This is a genomic window from Rufibacter latericius, from assembly GCF_003721515.1.
In the GTDB taxonomy this organism is placed as follows: Bacteria; Bacteroidota; Bacteroidia; order Cytophagales; family Hymenobacteraceae; genus Nibribacter; species Nibribacter latericius.
This window is the reverse complement of record NZ_RJJD01000015.1, coordinates 286,277-302,231: the sequence shown is the minus strand read 5'-3', so window position 1 is coordinate 302,231 and position 15,955 is coordinate 286,277. Positions and strand designations below refer to the sequence as shown.

The following is a 15,955-nucleotide window of genomic DNA, read 5'->3' as shown; positions in this document are numbered from 1 at the left end:
CCTTGCCAAGCCTTTCGTTTCCTTAGGATGGAGCTTGGGTGGGCATGGGAGAAAGAAAGGCTCAGAACGCCCAAAACGTGCTGTTTTAAATTTAAAATACAACACCCTTCTTTCCCCAGAACTGGTTTTGACTACATGCCAATCCATTACCTTTTATGGGTTCTGCACTGTTGGCATACACTTACAAAACATGCCAAAATTGATAGCGTTTTAGCTTGTTCTTGCCTACTTCGGCCTTTGGCAGTATCAATGGAAGGATATGTTAAACAAAGGCTTAAACAGGCTAATACCGCTTTATGCAACAGTGGAAATTTTAAGCCGCTTTGCTTGCCCACGGCTCCACCGCCACCAGAGGGGCAATGCCTATGCACCTTTCCATTTCCTCTTTGATTATGGCTTCTGCGAAGGCCTCGTACCCTTCCAGAACCACGAGGTTATCATGGATGAAGAACATAGGGCAGTTGGCGTTCAGTGACGCAATGCGCTTGCCAATCCTGTCAAGCATCATGTGCGCTTCCAGGCGCTGTAAAAGTATCACCGGAAGGGTATAGCTTTTCTCCCCTAGGAAGTTCTTGCCCTTCAACAAGTCCAGAAAGGCCACTACCGTTGGGTAATACTTGGCAAACACCTTCTTCCTCTCGTTAATGTAGGCACCGCCGTTTATCTTTGAATAAAACACGGCCAAAAGGTCTGCCTTGAAGTCTCTCACACTATCATAGCTTACCCCAAGTTCCTCTTCAAACCTCTGCTTTAAGTTTAGATAAAAGGTGCCACTTGTGACCCCCTGCCTGTACCTTAAAATATCCTCTGGTAAGCTTGAATCAATGTTTTCAATGTCATTACAGAACATATCTACTAACATTATGGAAGAAGATATGTTGGAAGACATGGATGAAGAACTTCTTAGAAAGATATGCTCTATAATGCTTAGGTAGTCATTATGAAGACATTTAAGGGAGAAAGGGTAATTAAAGGACATAGGCACAGGCTTAGAGAAAGTTCTTTTAGAAGAGTGAGTACTGTTATCCATAGAAATTCTGTTCAGAAGCCCTTGTGCAGAGGAATTGAATGATTTTAAATTTAACTTTTGGTCGGCAAGCGAAGGACTTTCCACCCTTGTGGTCCTTAAATTATTTAACGATTCGTTAAACTCCGCGTCCAGACCGTACAGGCTACCACTTAAAAGCCCCAGTAGAAGATAGGGTTGTGAGTTCTTTATGTCTAGGCTCACAAGCTTCCTCTTGTCTTTTCCCCACGTGATGAACTGCTTGGCCTCGCGCTTCATGAAGGTGAAGGGCGTGTGCAGTCTTCTGCCGGTTTCGTCTATGGTGAAGGTGAAATTGCCGGTTCCCTCTTTTAGCATCCTTAATGGGTGCATGTAGGAATTGAACTTCATCCATGCGTTTGGCTCTGGGTAGGAATTCCCCTCTATTCCCAGATATTCCCTAAAGAACCTTTCCGCGCCCTCTATGTCAATGTTTAGTCTAGGGTCTTTGAGCCACCGGTGAAGGAAGGGGTAAACGTCCTTCCCGTCCGTCTTGAAGTCTGCCTTTCGGGAAAGACGTTTGATGAACTTCTTATCTGTAAGTGGCACATACTTTACCCTTGTCTGGTACTTTGAAGTGAAGCGGTAGCCCATGCACTTGCCTTCCAGTGACACCATCTTGCCTTCCCTCATGGTCTGCATACCGGCCTTCTGGTACTGCTCTATGCGGTCTATCACGCCATGCTCCTTCATATAGTCTATGTACTGTAGGTAGTTGTGCGCAATACCCTGCAACAGGGTAGAGGAAAGACGTACGTGGCCACTTTCCATAATTAGGTCAAAGTCCTGGGATGGGACAGAGGTGATAAGACTAATAAAATAATATAGAATGTCTTCCTTAAAATGTTTTATGTCTTTTGTACTGTGCTTTGCTGTGAACTCTTTAATATTGAAATTCTCCGGTATAGCTACCAATGGTTCTGAAACGTTCTTTTTCAATGTCCCTTACTGTATGTAATGTGTGATTTTGTCTATACAGTAAAGATAACCCCACCACTTACAAGTGACGGAAGCTTTTGAAAGGTATTTTTCAGAGATTTAGCTAAATGGTAAGTGTCTCGCTTTCCCTTAGTGATTAGAAGCTTTAAGAAGGAGTAAGTGCTGTATGTTTCCATGCCATTTAGACAGTAGAAAGGCCGTTTTTAAAGCCTATTTTAGATAAGTTTAAAGCTATTCATCTTAGGTTTATTTTTGCATGTAAATGTGAGCCAGTTCGCTAGAAAGATCATAATCTAGTGCGTTTAAGTGTAGATATAGCGCGTAGGTCCCTGCCTAAAACATTTAGATTATTTTAGAAAAGCAATATCACAGCTTAAAAGGGCATATCCATGCCTTGTTGAAAATAGGGGTTTGACCAGTGATTTTAAATTTAAATTATTTAAGGTATATGGCTTTGGCGTAAATATTCATGTATACCCATTTATAAAATGGTGCCTAACGGTTAAAGGTCTTTATGGCTTTCAACTATTAGTCTAATTGGCTAAAGTAAGGCTAGTGGTTAAAGGGTGTTCACCCTAGAAGCAAGGTTTTTAGGCTTGAAAGTAGCTAGTTATGGTTTAGGGGCAAATAGCTACCTTTATTAATTTTAAGGTGAACATAGAAAAGAAAAATTAACAATAATTTATAGCGCATTAGTATACTAATCACTTATCTTCATTGTAAATGAATATTAAAGAAACTATAGATATAATTCAAAAAGAGTTCTCCATATTAGACCTTGTTTCTCCCTATACTAATTTAACAGAGAAGGGTAGAGATTTGATTGGTGTATGTCCAATTTGCAAGTCAAAAACTGGGTTTATGGTTTCTATAAGGAAAAACATATGCAAATGTTTTACATGCGGCAAAGGAGGGGGTCCTATAAATTTTATAATGGTTTTTGAAAATTTAAAATTTAAAATTGCCTTAGATTTCATTATAACCAAGTTTTCAAAAACTTTAGGGCCTAGTTTTATTTCCAGTGATTTATCAAAAGGGAGTGTTTATGTTCTAAAACTGGAAAATAATTGTTTTTATGTTGGGTTTACTCAAAATATGAGTAGAAGAATGGCAGAACACTTCTCAGGTAATGGGGCAATTTGGACAAAAATAAATAGGCCCATATCACTTGAATGTGAGTTTAAAGATAAAACCCTGAACTATGAAAACTATCTTACAGAAGCAGGTATTATAAAATATGGGTATGAATATATAAGAGGAGGTGATCACTTATACTTTGCACGAAAATATGGAAAAGCTAAACACAACGTTATTATTAAGAAATAGGAAAGTGAGCAAATTCTAGAAGGTCAAGATAGATTTTGAGTTTAATTGTGTATCTCTAAATATACTTTTGACATTTATTAAATAACTTAATAAAATGCCCTTTCACGCGCTCCTTTAAAGGGCAACATGGAAGGGCATTTTATTTTGCTAAATTATTTATTCTCTCTTTCTAAGTGCTTGAATTATTTCACTACGCTTATAGTAGATGCCTTTAGCATTCTTAAAATCGTAACTATTAAAATTTCCACTCTTTACTAAGTTATTTAAAGTGGGCATTGAAACTTTTAGAAAATCACAAACCTCTTCCGGTTTCATTATTTCCTCGTTAGCATTTAATTTGTCATTTATTTTAGAAAAGCAGGAATAAATCATTAGCTCAATATCGGCACTAGCACCTTGCGCTAAAATTTGGCCTAATTGATTTCCCAACTGCACATTTGTTGTCATGTTTAAAAGAATTTAAAAATTTAGAATTTAATTTGAACCACTGAATTTAATAATTGTTATAATCTTTATTTAAATTAACTATGCAAAGATAAGTTGCTTGCTTACAAGTGAAAGAAGGAATCAAAAGGTATTTTAAAAGTTTGGCAAAATAAAAACGGGGATATTAACCCCGTTTAGTTTACCTAGTCCATGCATTATGCATTTGGGAGTGTGTGCGTTCTTTATTGCTTCCCAAATACCTATGTAGTGTTCGTAAATCTTCATGTCCTGTGGTGTCCATTATTGCCTTTTCATCCATCCCTCTCTGGTGGGATATGGTTACATAAGTTCTTCTTGCCGTATGGCTAGTCATGAACTCGTATTTTGGGCCAGACTTTAAAACAGCTTCTTTGCCACAGTATCTTCTGTCTACAACGTGCTCATTTATTCCTGCAAGCTGACCCAACTCCTTTAAATACAGGTTGAACTTTTGATTGGTTATTCTATCAAACACGAAGTCCTTCTTGTTTGTAGAAGTATGTCTTGACAGAATATTAAGTGCATCTGGGGTAATAAGTATTTCCAGTTTCCTTGGCTTGTTTCCCTTCTGTTGGAATAGGTGCCACTCCAATTCACCTGTTTCATTTTTCAACAGTTCATGCCACCGTAAGGCCATCAAATCCGAGAACCGTTGTCCTGTAAGGCATTGGAAACAAAACGTGTCACGAACCTTGGCTAATCTTTCATTTCCCTCTAAATCCAAGTCTAATAACTTTATGAGTTCTTCATAAGTCAAGTAAACCACCTTGGGTTTGGTTTTAGGGGTTTTAAATCCTTTGAAAATTGTGGTATTGTGATACTCTTTTTTTAATGTCCAATCCAAATAGACTTTCAGGCACTCCATGTATTTGCTCACTGTGTCATTTAACTGCTTTTTGGCGCCTGTAAGAAAGTTCTTAAAGCGTTTCTCAAAGTTTGTGTCTATGGTTTCAAAACGAACAGTGACGTTGTGCTTTTTCTCAAATTCTTTAATCAACAAAATGAGAGTCTTGTATTTCTTTAGTGTGAGTTCCTTTACGTCAAGAGCCTTCTCTTCCAAGAACTCTTCATACCTTTCCTTGAAGTCCAAAATTTCTGCCTCATGTCTAAGGTTCTTTTTGCTTAGTATGTGTGCCTTCAAAGTCTGTGGTTCAGGAATAATGCCTTTGTCAATAAAGAAATTATAGGATTCAAGAATCTCACTTTCCCTATTTCCAAGCTTCACTTTATACTCCATGTAGTTCATGAAGCTCTTTTTTGGAAGTTTTGTCTTCTTATCCCAGTTGTTTGGGGCAATACTTAATTCAGAGGTTATCTTTAGCCTTCTCCGGTGGTAGGAAAAGCTAGCAAGTATTAACGTTTCTACTTTTGACTTGTCATTTGTGCTGTCTTTCAAAAAGAAGCTTACGGCTTTTTCTTTCATTTCTTATTTCTACTTCACTTAGCTTTAACAAAGGTAAATTGAGTGCTTACAAGTGGCAGAAGGTTTTCTTAACTATTTTAAGCCTTACAGCCAGTTAGTGTAAACAGGTGACCAAAAGGTGACCAAAATGCTTTAATCATCTTTGGTTAGATTTACCTTAATTATGTAAAATGATGGAAAAAAGCCGTTCTAGGGCGGTTTTGATTAAGATTGGTGTAAGATAGATAAAGAACCCGTAGTCCTGTTCCCGCTACCTCAGTAAAAAGGCAAATCAGGTTAACTGGTTTGCCTTTTTCGTTTTAGGGCCGTTATTCCTGAAGGGCCCTAAAAGCCCGAGGAGCGTTCACCCAAAGTTGGATGAATGCTTTTCCTTGATCAATTTTGGCCTCTCTTCGGATAGGGACCATCGTGATTTTGACATCCGGTGGTAATCAAAAGAGGTTTTTCCAAGAATTCTATCTTCCCTGTTAGCTTTCAGTAGCGAGCAAAGATGAAAGTGCTTTTTGCATTAGCTAGCCGCCCTTAGTACTGAATCTCCACCTTATTCGTGTTATCTTCCATATCCAAGTCTATCAGCAGATGGTTTGGGTCAATACCGGCCCGAGAAGGTTTACGGGGCACCATCACGGTGATAGTCTGCTGACCAGAGCGCAGGCGATGCTTCTGCAAATAAAGCAGCTTGTCTGGCTTCTTACCCTGCTCAAAGATTCCCACCTCAATCCAATCCTTCATCGGCACATTTGTTTCCACTCCCGTTTCGTCTACTACTACCTTCCGTGCGGTTACATTTAGTGTCACCTGCCAGCCTGTAGTTGTCTGTTTCGCAGCAACCCGTTCCGTTTCCAGTTCCCAAAACGTATTCGTCGCAAAGAGGTCATGCAGCAGATATTGGAGCGAGTCTGGTGTCACTGCCTTCAGCTCCCGGTAGAAGTCCTGGGTGGTAGGCAATGGAGGTTCTCCCGAAGCATGCTTTTCCAGCAACTGCCTCATGGCTTGGTTGACAGCATCTTTCCCGATGTAATGCCGCAGCGCAAAGAGCGCGAACGGTCCCTTCCGGTAGTTCATGAACGCGTTGTTTGAGCGGAGCAAAGGCGGAGCCGCACGGGAGCGGGGAACTTCATACTCCTGTCGCATCTGGGAAAGATACTTAAGCAGATGCGCGTAGCCCAAGGTTTCCTCCACCACTTGCATAGCCGAGTACGTCGCAAAGCTTTCCACGAGCAATCCCGCACCTTCCACCGACGCAGGAGCAAGCTGGAAGCCCCACCACTGGTGCGCCATTTCGTGGGCCATAATATGATAAGGAATGTCCAGGCCGTCCGGTTTCATCAGTGAATACCCTTCTTGGTAGTCAATCGTCATAGGCTCCGCGTGCATCCCCCGACCGGCTCCTGGTCGTTCCAAAACCCGGAAATGGCTGTAAGGATACGGCCCGAATACCTTTGAATAATACTCCAGCGATGCCTTGGCGCTTTTCACCATCCGCTCCACGTTGGCGTTATGCGCAGGATGATAAAAGATTTGGATGGTAACTGGTTTCGCAGCCAATTCTCGTTTTTGAGACGTTTTCTGCAAAGTATGCCCAAAAAGAGCAGAGTCAGGCTTCCATTGTGCTTCCCGTACGGCATATCTCGCAGAGAAGAAGGCGTATTCGTTGTGAATGGGAGCATTTGCCACATAGTGAAAATACCGGCGGTCTCCATTCGTCCAGGTACGTTGCAGAGCACCGGGCGCAACCGCCATTTGGTCTTTGCTGGTACCCACCACCGCTTCAAAGTCCATCAGCTGAGCATGACGGGCATCATAGCGCGCGGTTGAATCAGTCAGCGAGGGTCTTTCTGGAAGCGGAACAAGTCTATATTTCTCTCGGTCAAGCCCAGTGCGCAGGCGCCTATCTGCCTGGTACCCGATGACCGGCATCCAGTCATTGCTGTCTATATGGCTCCCATTCGCGACCACGGAAGCATCTACCCCCTCATTGCTGAAGCCCCGGTTTTCAATGCGTATTCTGAAATTCATCTGCACAGAATCATCAGGTTCAAGTTTGTTTTTCAGGGAATAAATCTGGTAGCCGTGTTTGGTGTCAAGTACCACCGCGGACGCTGCCCGATCAAACGTAACGGCCTTGACTCCCTCATGCGGAATGGTGGAAAGGTGAATAGAGTCAATGGCCACTTTGCTTCGGTTCACCAGAACGTACGTGCCCTTGATGTCAGCAGTGCCTTCTTCAGGATAAATTTCCACGTGCAGGCGAGTACGCGTTAAGGCAGGTTGCGCGGTATGTTCGTACTGCCCGTAACGCCGCTCGTACTCCGCGCGGAGTTCCTTTCTGTAGTCGGTGGTGGCATAGGTGTTCAGTACGTTCGTGTTGTAGAAAATGAAACCTCCGGAGCCTAGGACCAGAACTGCTGCTATCACTAATGCCACTTTGTGCTGAGCGAACCGGTACCTAGCCAGGTGAAGCCGCGCGGTGAATCCTCCTTCTTTGCTGCGGGCCCAGAACAGGGTGGCTATGACCGCAATGAGAAATGCCCAGGCTACCCAGTAGAACTTAAACCACAGCCATGGCTTCATAAACGGCCCGAAACCGCGCATGTCACTATAAGACCACCCCGTGTCTGAGGCATACACCAGCAGGTTATGTTCTACCCCAAGCATGGAGGAGTAAACAATGTACCCATAGGCGCAGAAGGCCACCATGTGCCCGATGTACTTCTGATTCACCACCACGTGTATGGCAAAAACGAGCAAGGCAAAGAGCAAGTAGTTTGTGAGCTGAATTCCGAAAAGAACCTTAAAATAGACTCCGAGCTCAAAGTTGTGGTAATCCATGACGAGTTGGTTGATGATGCCAGCTACCATCAGGAAAGTTAGCCACGTGACGATGATAAGCGCCAGCCCCAGGAATTTCCCGAGGAACATAACCCATCCCCGCACCGGCGTGGCGTCTGAAAGCTCATTCATGCCGGCTTCGCGTTCGCGCCAGACCAACTCACCGGCAAAGAAGATGGTGAGTAAGGGAATGATGAACCACTGGGTTTTGAAACTGCTCAGCGATGGGGTTAAAATCCGCAACACTTCCTCCGTCCGAGCGAAGAGCGGAACGCCGAAAAACTCCATGTATTCGGTCGCAAACAGCCCGGTGGCCAAGGCCAAAATTGCTACCAAGGTGAGTCCGCCTCGGCTTTTGGCTATGACGCGAAACGAGGTTCCCGCAATGGCAAGGGCCTGGCGTACATCGGAGGCGAAGTTAAATACACGTTTAGTATTTAATACTTTGATGTGGCTGATGTCCTTGGTGCGGGGAGCGAGTTCGCCCAGTAAAGCTAACTCAGTAGCGGGTTGCACTGCTTCATTTCTTCGCCGGAAAAAACTCCAACAGGAGGCGCTGGTTGTCACGTGGGCTAACCGGAACCGGAAGTACGTGTAGGCAAGCGCCACAGCGGCAAGGCTCAACCACGCCATACGATTCCAGAGCCAGGTGCCTTCCAGCAGAATCAGCCGGTTATTCTTGTCGATGGGTGTCCAGCCTTCCATTTCCGTGGCAATGCTGGTGCCCAAAAGGTCCATCAGGGTACCTACTACCTTCCAGTCCAAGGCAAACCTTACAGTAGTCCCGGCGAACTGGGAAAAAATGACGAGGATAATGCTGGCGATATATCCGGCAATGGCCCTGCGGCTTAACGTAGCCAGACTAAACTGAATGGCGGTAGTAGCAATGACCGTAGGCAAGGCCAGGAAGCAGAAGTTGGTGAGATAAGACGCAAGCCGGAACGGACCAATAAACTCAGACTTTGCGCCGGGCCCATAAAAGGAGAAGAGCATTCCAACGTAAAGCAGCAGCAGAATCAAGCCATTAAGGGTGAGGGCCGAGAGGAACCGCGCGCCCAGGTAACTCGCCTTGCTCACCGGGGTGGTGTAGGTAAGCGGATGCATGCGCGTCTGCACATCGCGGGTGGCGGCATCCCCGGCAATCACCCCGCCAATCACCAGCCAAATGACGCTCCCGAAGATGGTAAAGAAGGCGATGGTACCCGGGGCGTTTAGGTAGGTTCCGTCTTCCAGCGTGACCATCCTTAGGATGAGGAACCCGAACAGAAGCATCACGGAAAACAGCAGCCAAGTGGAAACATGGCGCAACTGATAGGCAAACTCAAAGCGAAAGATTCCTCTGAACTTCATAATGGTTGGATTTTCTCAATGTTGTCTCCTTCCTCCCAGTCCAGGAGGTTGTAGGGGTCAATTCCGCCTCGGGCGGGTTTGGAGGGCAAGGTGACGGTAATGGTTTGCAAGCCCTTCCGGATGAAGTGCTTCTGCACGTACAGCGGCTTGCCCAGAATTTCACCGGGCTCAGCCGCCGCGAACAACCCGATTTCCACCCACTGGTTCACCGGCACTTCCTTCTCATATCCGGCACTATCGGAGACTGTTTTGTGCGCGTCCACCTCTAAGGTCACCTGCCAGGCACCTTTGCCCGTTTGCTTCACCGATGCCTGTTTTGTATCAAAGGTCCAGAACGTGTTCGTTTCAAACAGGTCGTGCAGCATGGGCTTGAGCGAATCTGGCGTAACAACTTGCAGTTCACGGTACATGTCAAGGGTGGTAGCTAAGGAGGATGCCTTTTTTTGCACCAGCGAACGAAGCGCCACGTTCACCCGCTCCTCGCCGGCATACTCGCTCAGCGCGTGCATGGCGTAGGGACCCTTTCGGTAGTTGGCCCAGGGGTCCATGGCGCGGAGCAGCGGTAGGCCGGTGCGGATGGGTGGCCAAGGGTTCGGTTCGCGCATCCAGGCCATGAACCGCCTCAGCGCTTCTCGTCCTTTTTCTTTTTTCACGAGCTGCATCGCGGAGTACCAGGCCAGGCTTTCAGAGATGACACCTCCTCCTTCGGCAAAGGCAGGTTTGAGCTGCATGCCCCACCACTGATGCCCCATCTCATGAGCCACTATCTCGAACATCGCATCAAAGCCCTCGCCCTGCGGGTCCAGCAGGAAGAAGCCCTCGCCACCCGTAATCACGCCGCTGCCGTCTACGCCCATGCCCATAAAATTGCCCGGCTGCTCCACAATCTGCAGATAGCGGTAAGGGTACGGACCAAACTGCGCCGAGTAGTAGTCCAGCGCCGCCCGTGCACTGCGCAGCAGCCGTTCCGCGTGCTTCGTGTGTCCCGGGTGAAGGAAGAGCTGGAGGTCTACCTGGTTCCGTTTTTCGCGGTACACTTTGTAATCAGCGGAGAAGAAAACATCGGTGCCGTTGATGGGAACGTCGCTCACGTAATGGAAGTAGCTTCGGCCTTCTTTGCTCCACGTACGGCGCAGCTCGCCCGGTGCCACGGCTACCTGACCGGCATCGGTGCTGATGATTGCTTCAAAGGTTGCGGCGGGAACAGAGGCCATACCTTGGTCAATGTCACCCGGAGCCTCCAGTGTCACCTGCCGCGGCAAGCCTTGCTTTCGCCGGTCTTCGGCACTCCAAAGCTCGCGCATGGGTTGGTAACCGATGACTGGCAACGCACCATCCGGAAAGTAGCTGCCGTTCTCCAGAACCGCCGTGCCCGCTCCGCTCCTTCTTGGTCCTCCCAGAGGGGATGAACTGGAGGTCCGGAAACCACGTCTTTCGTATTTTACGTCAAAATTGAGCGTCAGCGAGTCGCCGGGCTGAAGCGGCTGGTCCAGGGCATAGATGAAGTGGCCGCGCTTTTCATCGGTCACCATGGCTCGGGCCGGATGGTCAAACGTGATGCGGGTTTCTACATAGAAAGCCGGCTCCACGTGAATGGCTTTAATCGGCTTCGCGTCACGGTTCACCAGGCGATAGCTGCCCCGGATGGTTGCCGCTTTCTTCTCTGGATAAATCTCAATCTGCAGTTTCGTAGCCGTGCGTTGCGGCTGCGCGATTCCTTCGTATTTTCCGTAAAGTCGCTCATAATCGGCACGACGCTGCACCATCTCTTCATCTGTGAGATGCTCATTGAGCACATTGGTGTTGTAGAAGATGAAGCTGCCCAACGTCAGAATCAGGACGCCCGCTGCCACCGCCACTCCGACGCTTGAACGGGTAAAGCGACGTTTAGCCAGTTGAAACCGAACGCGGGAACCAGATTCACGCCCTCTCATCCAGAACAGACGTGCCACTAGTGCAAGCAGCAGTGCCCAAGCAAACCAGTACAGCCTCAGCCAAAGCCAGGGACCCACCGTTCCGCCGAAGCCACGCATCTCGGTAAAGGACCACGCTGGGCCAGACGCATACACGAGCAGGTTGTGCTCTACGCCAATAAAAGACGAGAAGATAATGCAGAAGTACGCCACCAGTGCCAGCACGTAGCCTACATATTTTTGGTTCACTACCACCTGCACCGTGAAAGCGAGCGCCGCAAAAAGCAAATAATCAGTAAGCTGAAAGCCAAGTAGAACTTGTAGATAGCGGCCAATCTGGAAGTCATAGTAGCCGTTGACCACCTGAACCGTGATTCCCACAAGGGCAATGATGACCATTAAGAGTGCGAGCACCAGCCCCAACCCGATGAACTTACCCACGAAAAGAACCCACTCGGGTACAGGCGTTGCGTCAATGTTTTCGTTCAGCCCCGCGTCGCGTTCGCGCCAAATCAGTTCGCCCGCAAAGTAGACGGTAAAAAGAGGCACCATAACCCAGTAATTGCTGGGAGTTGTCAGGATACCCGTGAGGTGTTTCGTCAGGAGGTGCGGGGTACGGGGCAGCAACGGAATTCCCCAATGCTCCAGCTCAATCAGCACTATCAGCGTCAGCATTACCGGAAACACGACTAGCAGGAACAAACCGGCAGGGCTGGTCACAATCATCCAGAACGAGCTTCGGGCGGTCGCGAGCGTCTGCCACAGATGGGTAGAAAAGCTGTAGGAGTTGGTAGGAGTGGGCAATGGAAAGGGACGAATCGGTTCAGATTCCTTTTTCTCATTCGAGGTTTTATTCCCGAATTTCCATTTCCAGCTCCATCCTCCGGTATGGTGCACGAAGCGGAAGCGGAGATAAATGAATGCCCCCATCGCTACCGCGATGCCCAGCCACAGCAGCCGGTTCCACAGCATCGCTCCCTCCAGGGTAAACATGCGAACGTTCTTTTCCACGATGGTCCATTCGGTCATCATTTCGTTCATGATAGCCATAATCCCGATGGGGTCAGCCATCAGGGCACGTTTCCCCAACCCATTCATGTACAGCGTGAACGTCACCGGATAGGAGAGAAAGAAGAGCAGCAGACTACCGAAGTAGCCCACCATGGGCCGTCTGCTCAGGAGGGCTAGCGAGAACTGGACCACCGTGGCGATGAAAGCATTTGAAAGTCCAATGTACCCATAGGCAGCCAGGTACGCCTCTGGTCGGAACGGACCCACGATATCGGGGTTCATGCCGGGGGCGTAGACCGCGAGCAGGCTGCCCACTTGCGTACCCAGAAGGATGATGGCATGGATGGTAAAAGCGGCCAGGAAACGCCCTCCCAAGTACTCGGCCCTACTGATGGGACTGGTGTACAGCAGCGGATACATGCGCGTATGCACATCACGGGCCGATGCCTCGCCGGGTACCGCCGCAGCCAGCAGCAACCAAATCTGACAGCTGAAAACCGTCACGGCGGTGATGATGAACGGCGAGTTGAGGATGAAGTCTTTGGGCAACGTGACGGGCAAAATGCCTACCCTTGTATTGAAAAAGGCGAAGATGATGAGCACCACAAAGACAAGCCACGGCCAGGGACGCCGTATCTGGTAGGCGAACTCGAAGCTAAAAATCTTCCAGAACTTCATGGCCGTGCCTCCTCCCGTAGCTTGCCACTGAAGAAACCGGCCATGGTGCTGAAATACACGTCCTCCAAATCGGGCTCCACCAGCTCAAAGCCGATGCCGGGCGACTCAGGGCTGTAGACATGGACCAGGGTGCGCCCACTCAGCAGCTTGGTGGAGATGACTTGGTGGTCCTGCTCCAGCGTAGGGAGGGTGTTCTTCTCAATCAGTTTTCGCCAGATAGTGCCTTTCAATGCCTCCACAGCCTGCAGCGGCTGCGCCTCCAAAAGAATCTCGCCCTTGTTGATGATGGCCATGTTGGTGCACAGCTCCGAGACATCCTCTACAATATGGGTAGAAAGTAGCACCACGCTGTTTTCCCCTAGTTCACTTAAAAGGTTCAGGAAACGCACTCGCTCTGCTGGGTCCAGTCCTGCGGTGGGCTCGTCTACAATCAAAAGTTTTGGGTTGCCTAACAAAGCCACCGCCACCCCGAAGCGCTGCCGCATGCCGCCAGAGAAGCCTCCTAGTTTCTGACGGCGTACATCCCACAGGTTCGTTTGCCGCAGCAAACCTTCTACTACTTCTTTGCGCGATTTCCGTTCGGTGATGCCCTTGAGCACCGCGAAGTAGCCCAGCAACTCCTCGGCCCTGGCTTTGGGGTACACCCCGAACTCCTGCGGCAGGTAGCCCAGCGTCTTGCGCACCTCTTCCTTTTGGTTCACCACATCAATGTCGCCCAGGAAGATGCTACCCGTATCCGGCTCCTGCAGGGTAGCAAAAATGCGCATGAGCGTGGACTTTCCCGCCCCGTTCGGACCAAGCAGGCCGTACATGCCATTTGGAATGGTGAGCGTCACGTCTTTCAGGGCTTGAACGCCATTAGTGTAGGTTTTAGAGATATTGGTAATCTGAAGTTTCATAGGATTTGACTAACTAATTCTGAGGAAGTTAATAGAGGCGAAATGCAAAAAAATGAAAGGTAGCTAGCTTAAATAAGAGATGAGATTGGGGTAGAAGATGGCTTCTATGAACTGCAATTAAGAGTTCATTTCTTCAAGTTCAATGTACCCTTTTGGGTCTGTTTTTCAGAAAACAGACCTAAATCAGAACTGCCCTAGTCTCATCAATTTTCCGTTGGTTAGCGGCGGCTGGTAAGGTCATTCTGCCGTGTGAATCTGATGTTGCGGATTAGGGGATTGCTGTAGTCCAGGGCTGTTACCCTTCCGGCTTTATCCCGCACAAAACGCACGGTTACTCCGCCTAACTGGAAGGTGTCTTTCGTTACCGGCTTGAGGTCAAACCCTACGCCCGGTGCATCATTGGCGCGGCCCTTTAAGTTGTCTTTTTCGGAAAACAGGTCGAAAAACGCCCCAAGCTCGTTGCTGGTGTAACGACCGGTAAAAGCCTGCAAGTCGGCGGCGTTGGGGGTATAAGGCTGGACCCGCCGATAGCGGGATTTTTGACCTTCCATCGTAATCAGTTCAAACTGGTCTGGTGACTGGAAATGCAGTTCAAATTCGTCTTGTGACATGTACTGAACAGAGGCCCCAAAACGGCGGAAAGTACCTGGGGTCACCTGCGCAAGACCGGGACCTCCGGCGATGCGGAACCTGTCACGGTCCACGGCCAAGCGTAGCATCTCACCGGTCTTTTCGTTTACAAACAGACCGGTGTTGCTCTTCGCTTCTTCCAGGGCTGCGCCAGTGAGGGCGGGTGGCGTTTTAGCTACGGCCTTTTGAGAATCTGAGTACGTCACAAACTGGTCAGCTATGCGTTCTGCGACCGCCGTGGCGGACATTGCGTCTGAATTGCACAGAACAGCAATGGAGATGCCCTGCTCCGGAAAGCGGCCCAGCCAGGTATGATAGCCGGCCGCACCACCAGAATGCCACACTTCTTTGACACCCCGGTAAGTCTCTAGAAACAGACCACGGGCATAGCCCAGTTTTCTGCCGTTGTTCAGCTTAGCCGGTTCCTGAAGCATAGAACTCACAAACGTACCCAGGCGATTGCTCGTAAGGGCATCGTTCCAGAGTACAAGGTCACTTGCCGTGCTGAGAATGGCTCCGGCGCCCCGGTCATTGCCTAAATACATGTCCAGTTTCCAGCCGTCCTTCGTCTTCTCATAACCAAGAGCCCGGTTCTTGATCGTGGCTGTCATGTCGGAAACGTAGGCGGTGGACTTCATGCCGAGGGGCTCAAACAGGCGCTGGCGCGCAAACTCAGCAAAGGGCATTCCGGTGGTGCGGGTTACAATCTCAACCAACAGTACATAGCCGCTGTTGGAATACGAGAATTCCTCACCGGGTTTAAAATTGAGGCCGCGTTGACGCAAAATAAGGGTCAAGGCATCAGGGTTGCCGTTTGCCAATGGCATCAAGCCGGTCCAATCCCGTATGCCGCTGGTGTGGTTGAGTAAGTGGTCTAACGTAATCTTGTGACCGTAAGCAGGTAGTTCAGGGAGGTACTTGTGAATGTCCTCGGAAAGAGAAAGGCGTTTCTCTTCCACAAGCAGGAGGGTAGCCGCAGCAATAAACTGCTTCCGCACCGACCCGATATCAAAAACTGACTTCGGGTTTAGCGGGACTTCACGCTCCAGGTCGGCAGAGCCATACGCCCGGTTCACGACCACCTTTCCGTTCTGCGAGACAGCGCACGTACAGCCAGGGGTTTCCTTCGTGGCCCAGTTTAGAATCTTGTCTACCTCGGTGGTTTTGTCCTGTGCTTGAGTTGATGTGTTACCGAAAAAGATAACAACCCATACTACTGCCAGGAAGAAAAAGGTCTTGGTGAGTGGCGTAATTCTGAGTTGATTTAACCCATTAAGAGGTGTTTTGGAGGGGCTGAGTTCTTGTTTCATATGCTTGATATTTTAATATTTCAAGGGTTTTATTACTCTAATATTTAAGGAAAAAGTGCTTTGCTATTCAAAGTGATAAAGCAAAAAAAAAGATCCTAATTCCCTGATTCTATCATCGTTAAAGAATATGTAAG

At 48.2% G+C, this 15,955-nt stretch carries 8 protein-coding genes; 1 reads left to right on the top strand and 7 read right to left on the bottom strand.

The genetic code is table 11. From position 1 onward, the window contains the following. Nucleotides 1–313 precede the first annotated feature (313 nt). A complete protein-coding gene (locus EFB08_RS18695) occupies nt 314–1,984 on the bottom strand; it encodes a hypothetical protein (RefSeq protein ID WP_125077799.1) in 1,671 nt (556 codons plus the stop codon). 723 nt (nt 1,985–2,707) lie between these two features. On the opposite strand from EFB08_RS18695, the gene EFB08_RS18690 reads away from it, so the two are divergent. Beyond that, entirely contained in the window at nt 2,708–3,310 is a 603-nt protein-coding gene (locus tag EFB08_RS18690) for a CHC2 zinc finger domain-containing protein (RefSeq protein ID WP_123128483.1), read from the top strand. A 156-nt stretch (nt 3,311–3,466) separates the two neighbouring features. On the opposite strand, the gene EFB08_RS18685 is transcribed toward EFB08_RS18690, so the two are convergent. The 6 genes from EFB08_RS18685 to EFB08_RS18660 all read right to left on the bottom strand — a co-directional run bounded on the left by EFB08_RS18685 (nt 3,467) and on the right by EFB08_RS18660 (nt 15,821). Next, complete coding sequence (locus EFB08_RS18685) at nt 3,467–3,757, bottom strand: helix-turn-helix domain-containing protein (protein ID WP_123128482.1); 291 nt, start codon at nt 3,755–3,757, stop codon at nt 3,467–3,469. Between the two features lie 178 nt (nt 3,758–3,935). After that, the gene (locus EFB08_RS18680) at nt 3,936–5,198 is read right to left on the bottom strand and encodes a tyrosine-type recombinase/integrase (protein ID WP_123128481.1); all 1,263 of its coding nucleotides are present in this window, start codon (nt 5,196–5,198) and stop codon (nt 3,936–3,938) included. A 522-nt stretch (nt 5,199–5,720) separates the two neighbouring features. After that, nucleotides 5,721–9,380: an ABC transporter permease/M1 family aminopeptidase gene (locus EFB08_RS18675; protein ID WP_123128480.1), complete on the bottom strand. Its 3,660-nt coding sequence runs from the start codon at nt 9,378–9,380 to the stop codon at nt 5,721–5,723. After that, entirely contained in the window at nt 9,377–12,982 is a 3,606-nt protein-coding gene (locus EFB08_RS18670; RefSeq protein ID WP_123128479.1) for an ABC transporter permease/M1 family aminopeptidase, read from the bottom strand. The genes EFB08_RS18675 and EFB08_RS18670 overlap by 4 nt, the downstream gene beginning before the upstream one ends. Further along, complete coding sequence (locus EFB08_RS18665) at nt 12,979–13,881, bottom strand: ABC transporter ATP-binding protein (protein ID WP_123128478.1); 903 nt, start codon at nt 13,879–13,881, stop codon at nt 12,979–12,981. Before EFB08_RS18665 ends, EFB08_RS18670 begins: the two co-directional genes overlap by 4 nt. Nucleotides 13,882–14,099: 218 nt before the next feature. Then, on the bottom strand, nt 14,100–15,821 hold the full coding sequence (locus tag EFB08_RS18660) for a serine hydrolase domain-containing protein (RefSeq protein WP_123128477.1): 1,722 nt from the start codon (nt 15,819–15,821) through the stop codon (nt 14,100–14,102). Nucleotides 15,822–15,955 lie beyond the last annotated feature (134 nt).

Excerpts from the sequence above, each read along its gene's own strand:
- EFB08_RS18675 (WP_123128480.1), bottom strand. The coding sequence starts at position 9,380 with ATGAAGTTCAGAGGAATCTTTCGCTTTGAGTTTGCCTATCAGTTGCGC.
- EFB08_RS18690 (WP_123128483.1), top strand. The coding sequence starts at position 2,708 with ATGAATATTAAAGAAACTATAGATATAATTCAAAAAGAGTTCTCCATA.
- EFB08_RS18660 (WP_123128477.1), bottom strand. The coding sequence starts at position 15,821 with ATGAAACAAGAACTCAGCCCCTCCAAAACACCTCTTAATGGGTTAAAT.
- EFB08_RS18680 (WP_123128481.1), bottom strand. The coding sequence starts at position 5,198 with ATGAAAGAAAAAGCCGTAAGCTTCTTTTTGAAAGACAGCACAAATGAC.
- EFB08_RS18670 (WP_123128479.1), bottom strand. The coding sequence starts at position 12,982 with ATGAAGTTCTGGAAGATTTTTAGCTTCGAGTTCGCCTACCAGATACGG.
- EFB08_RS18685 (WP_123128482.1), bottom strand. The coding sequence starts at position 3,757 with ATGACAACAAATGTGCAGTTGGGAAATCAATTAGGCCAAATTTTAGCG.
- EFB08_RS18665 (WP_123128478.1), bottom strand. The coding sequence starts at position 13,881 with ATGAAACTTCAGATTACCAATATCTCTAAAACCTACACTAATGGCGTT.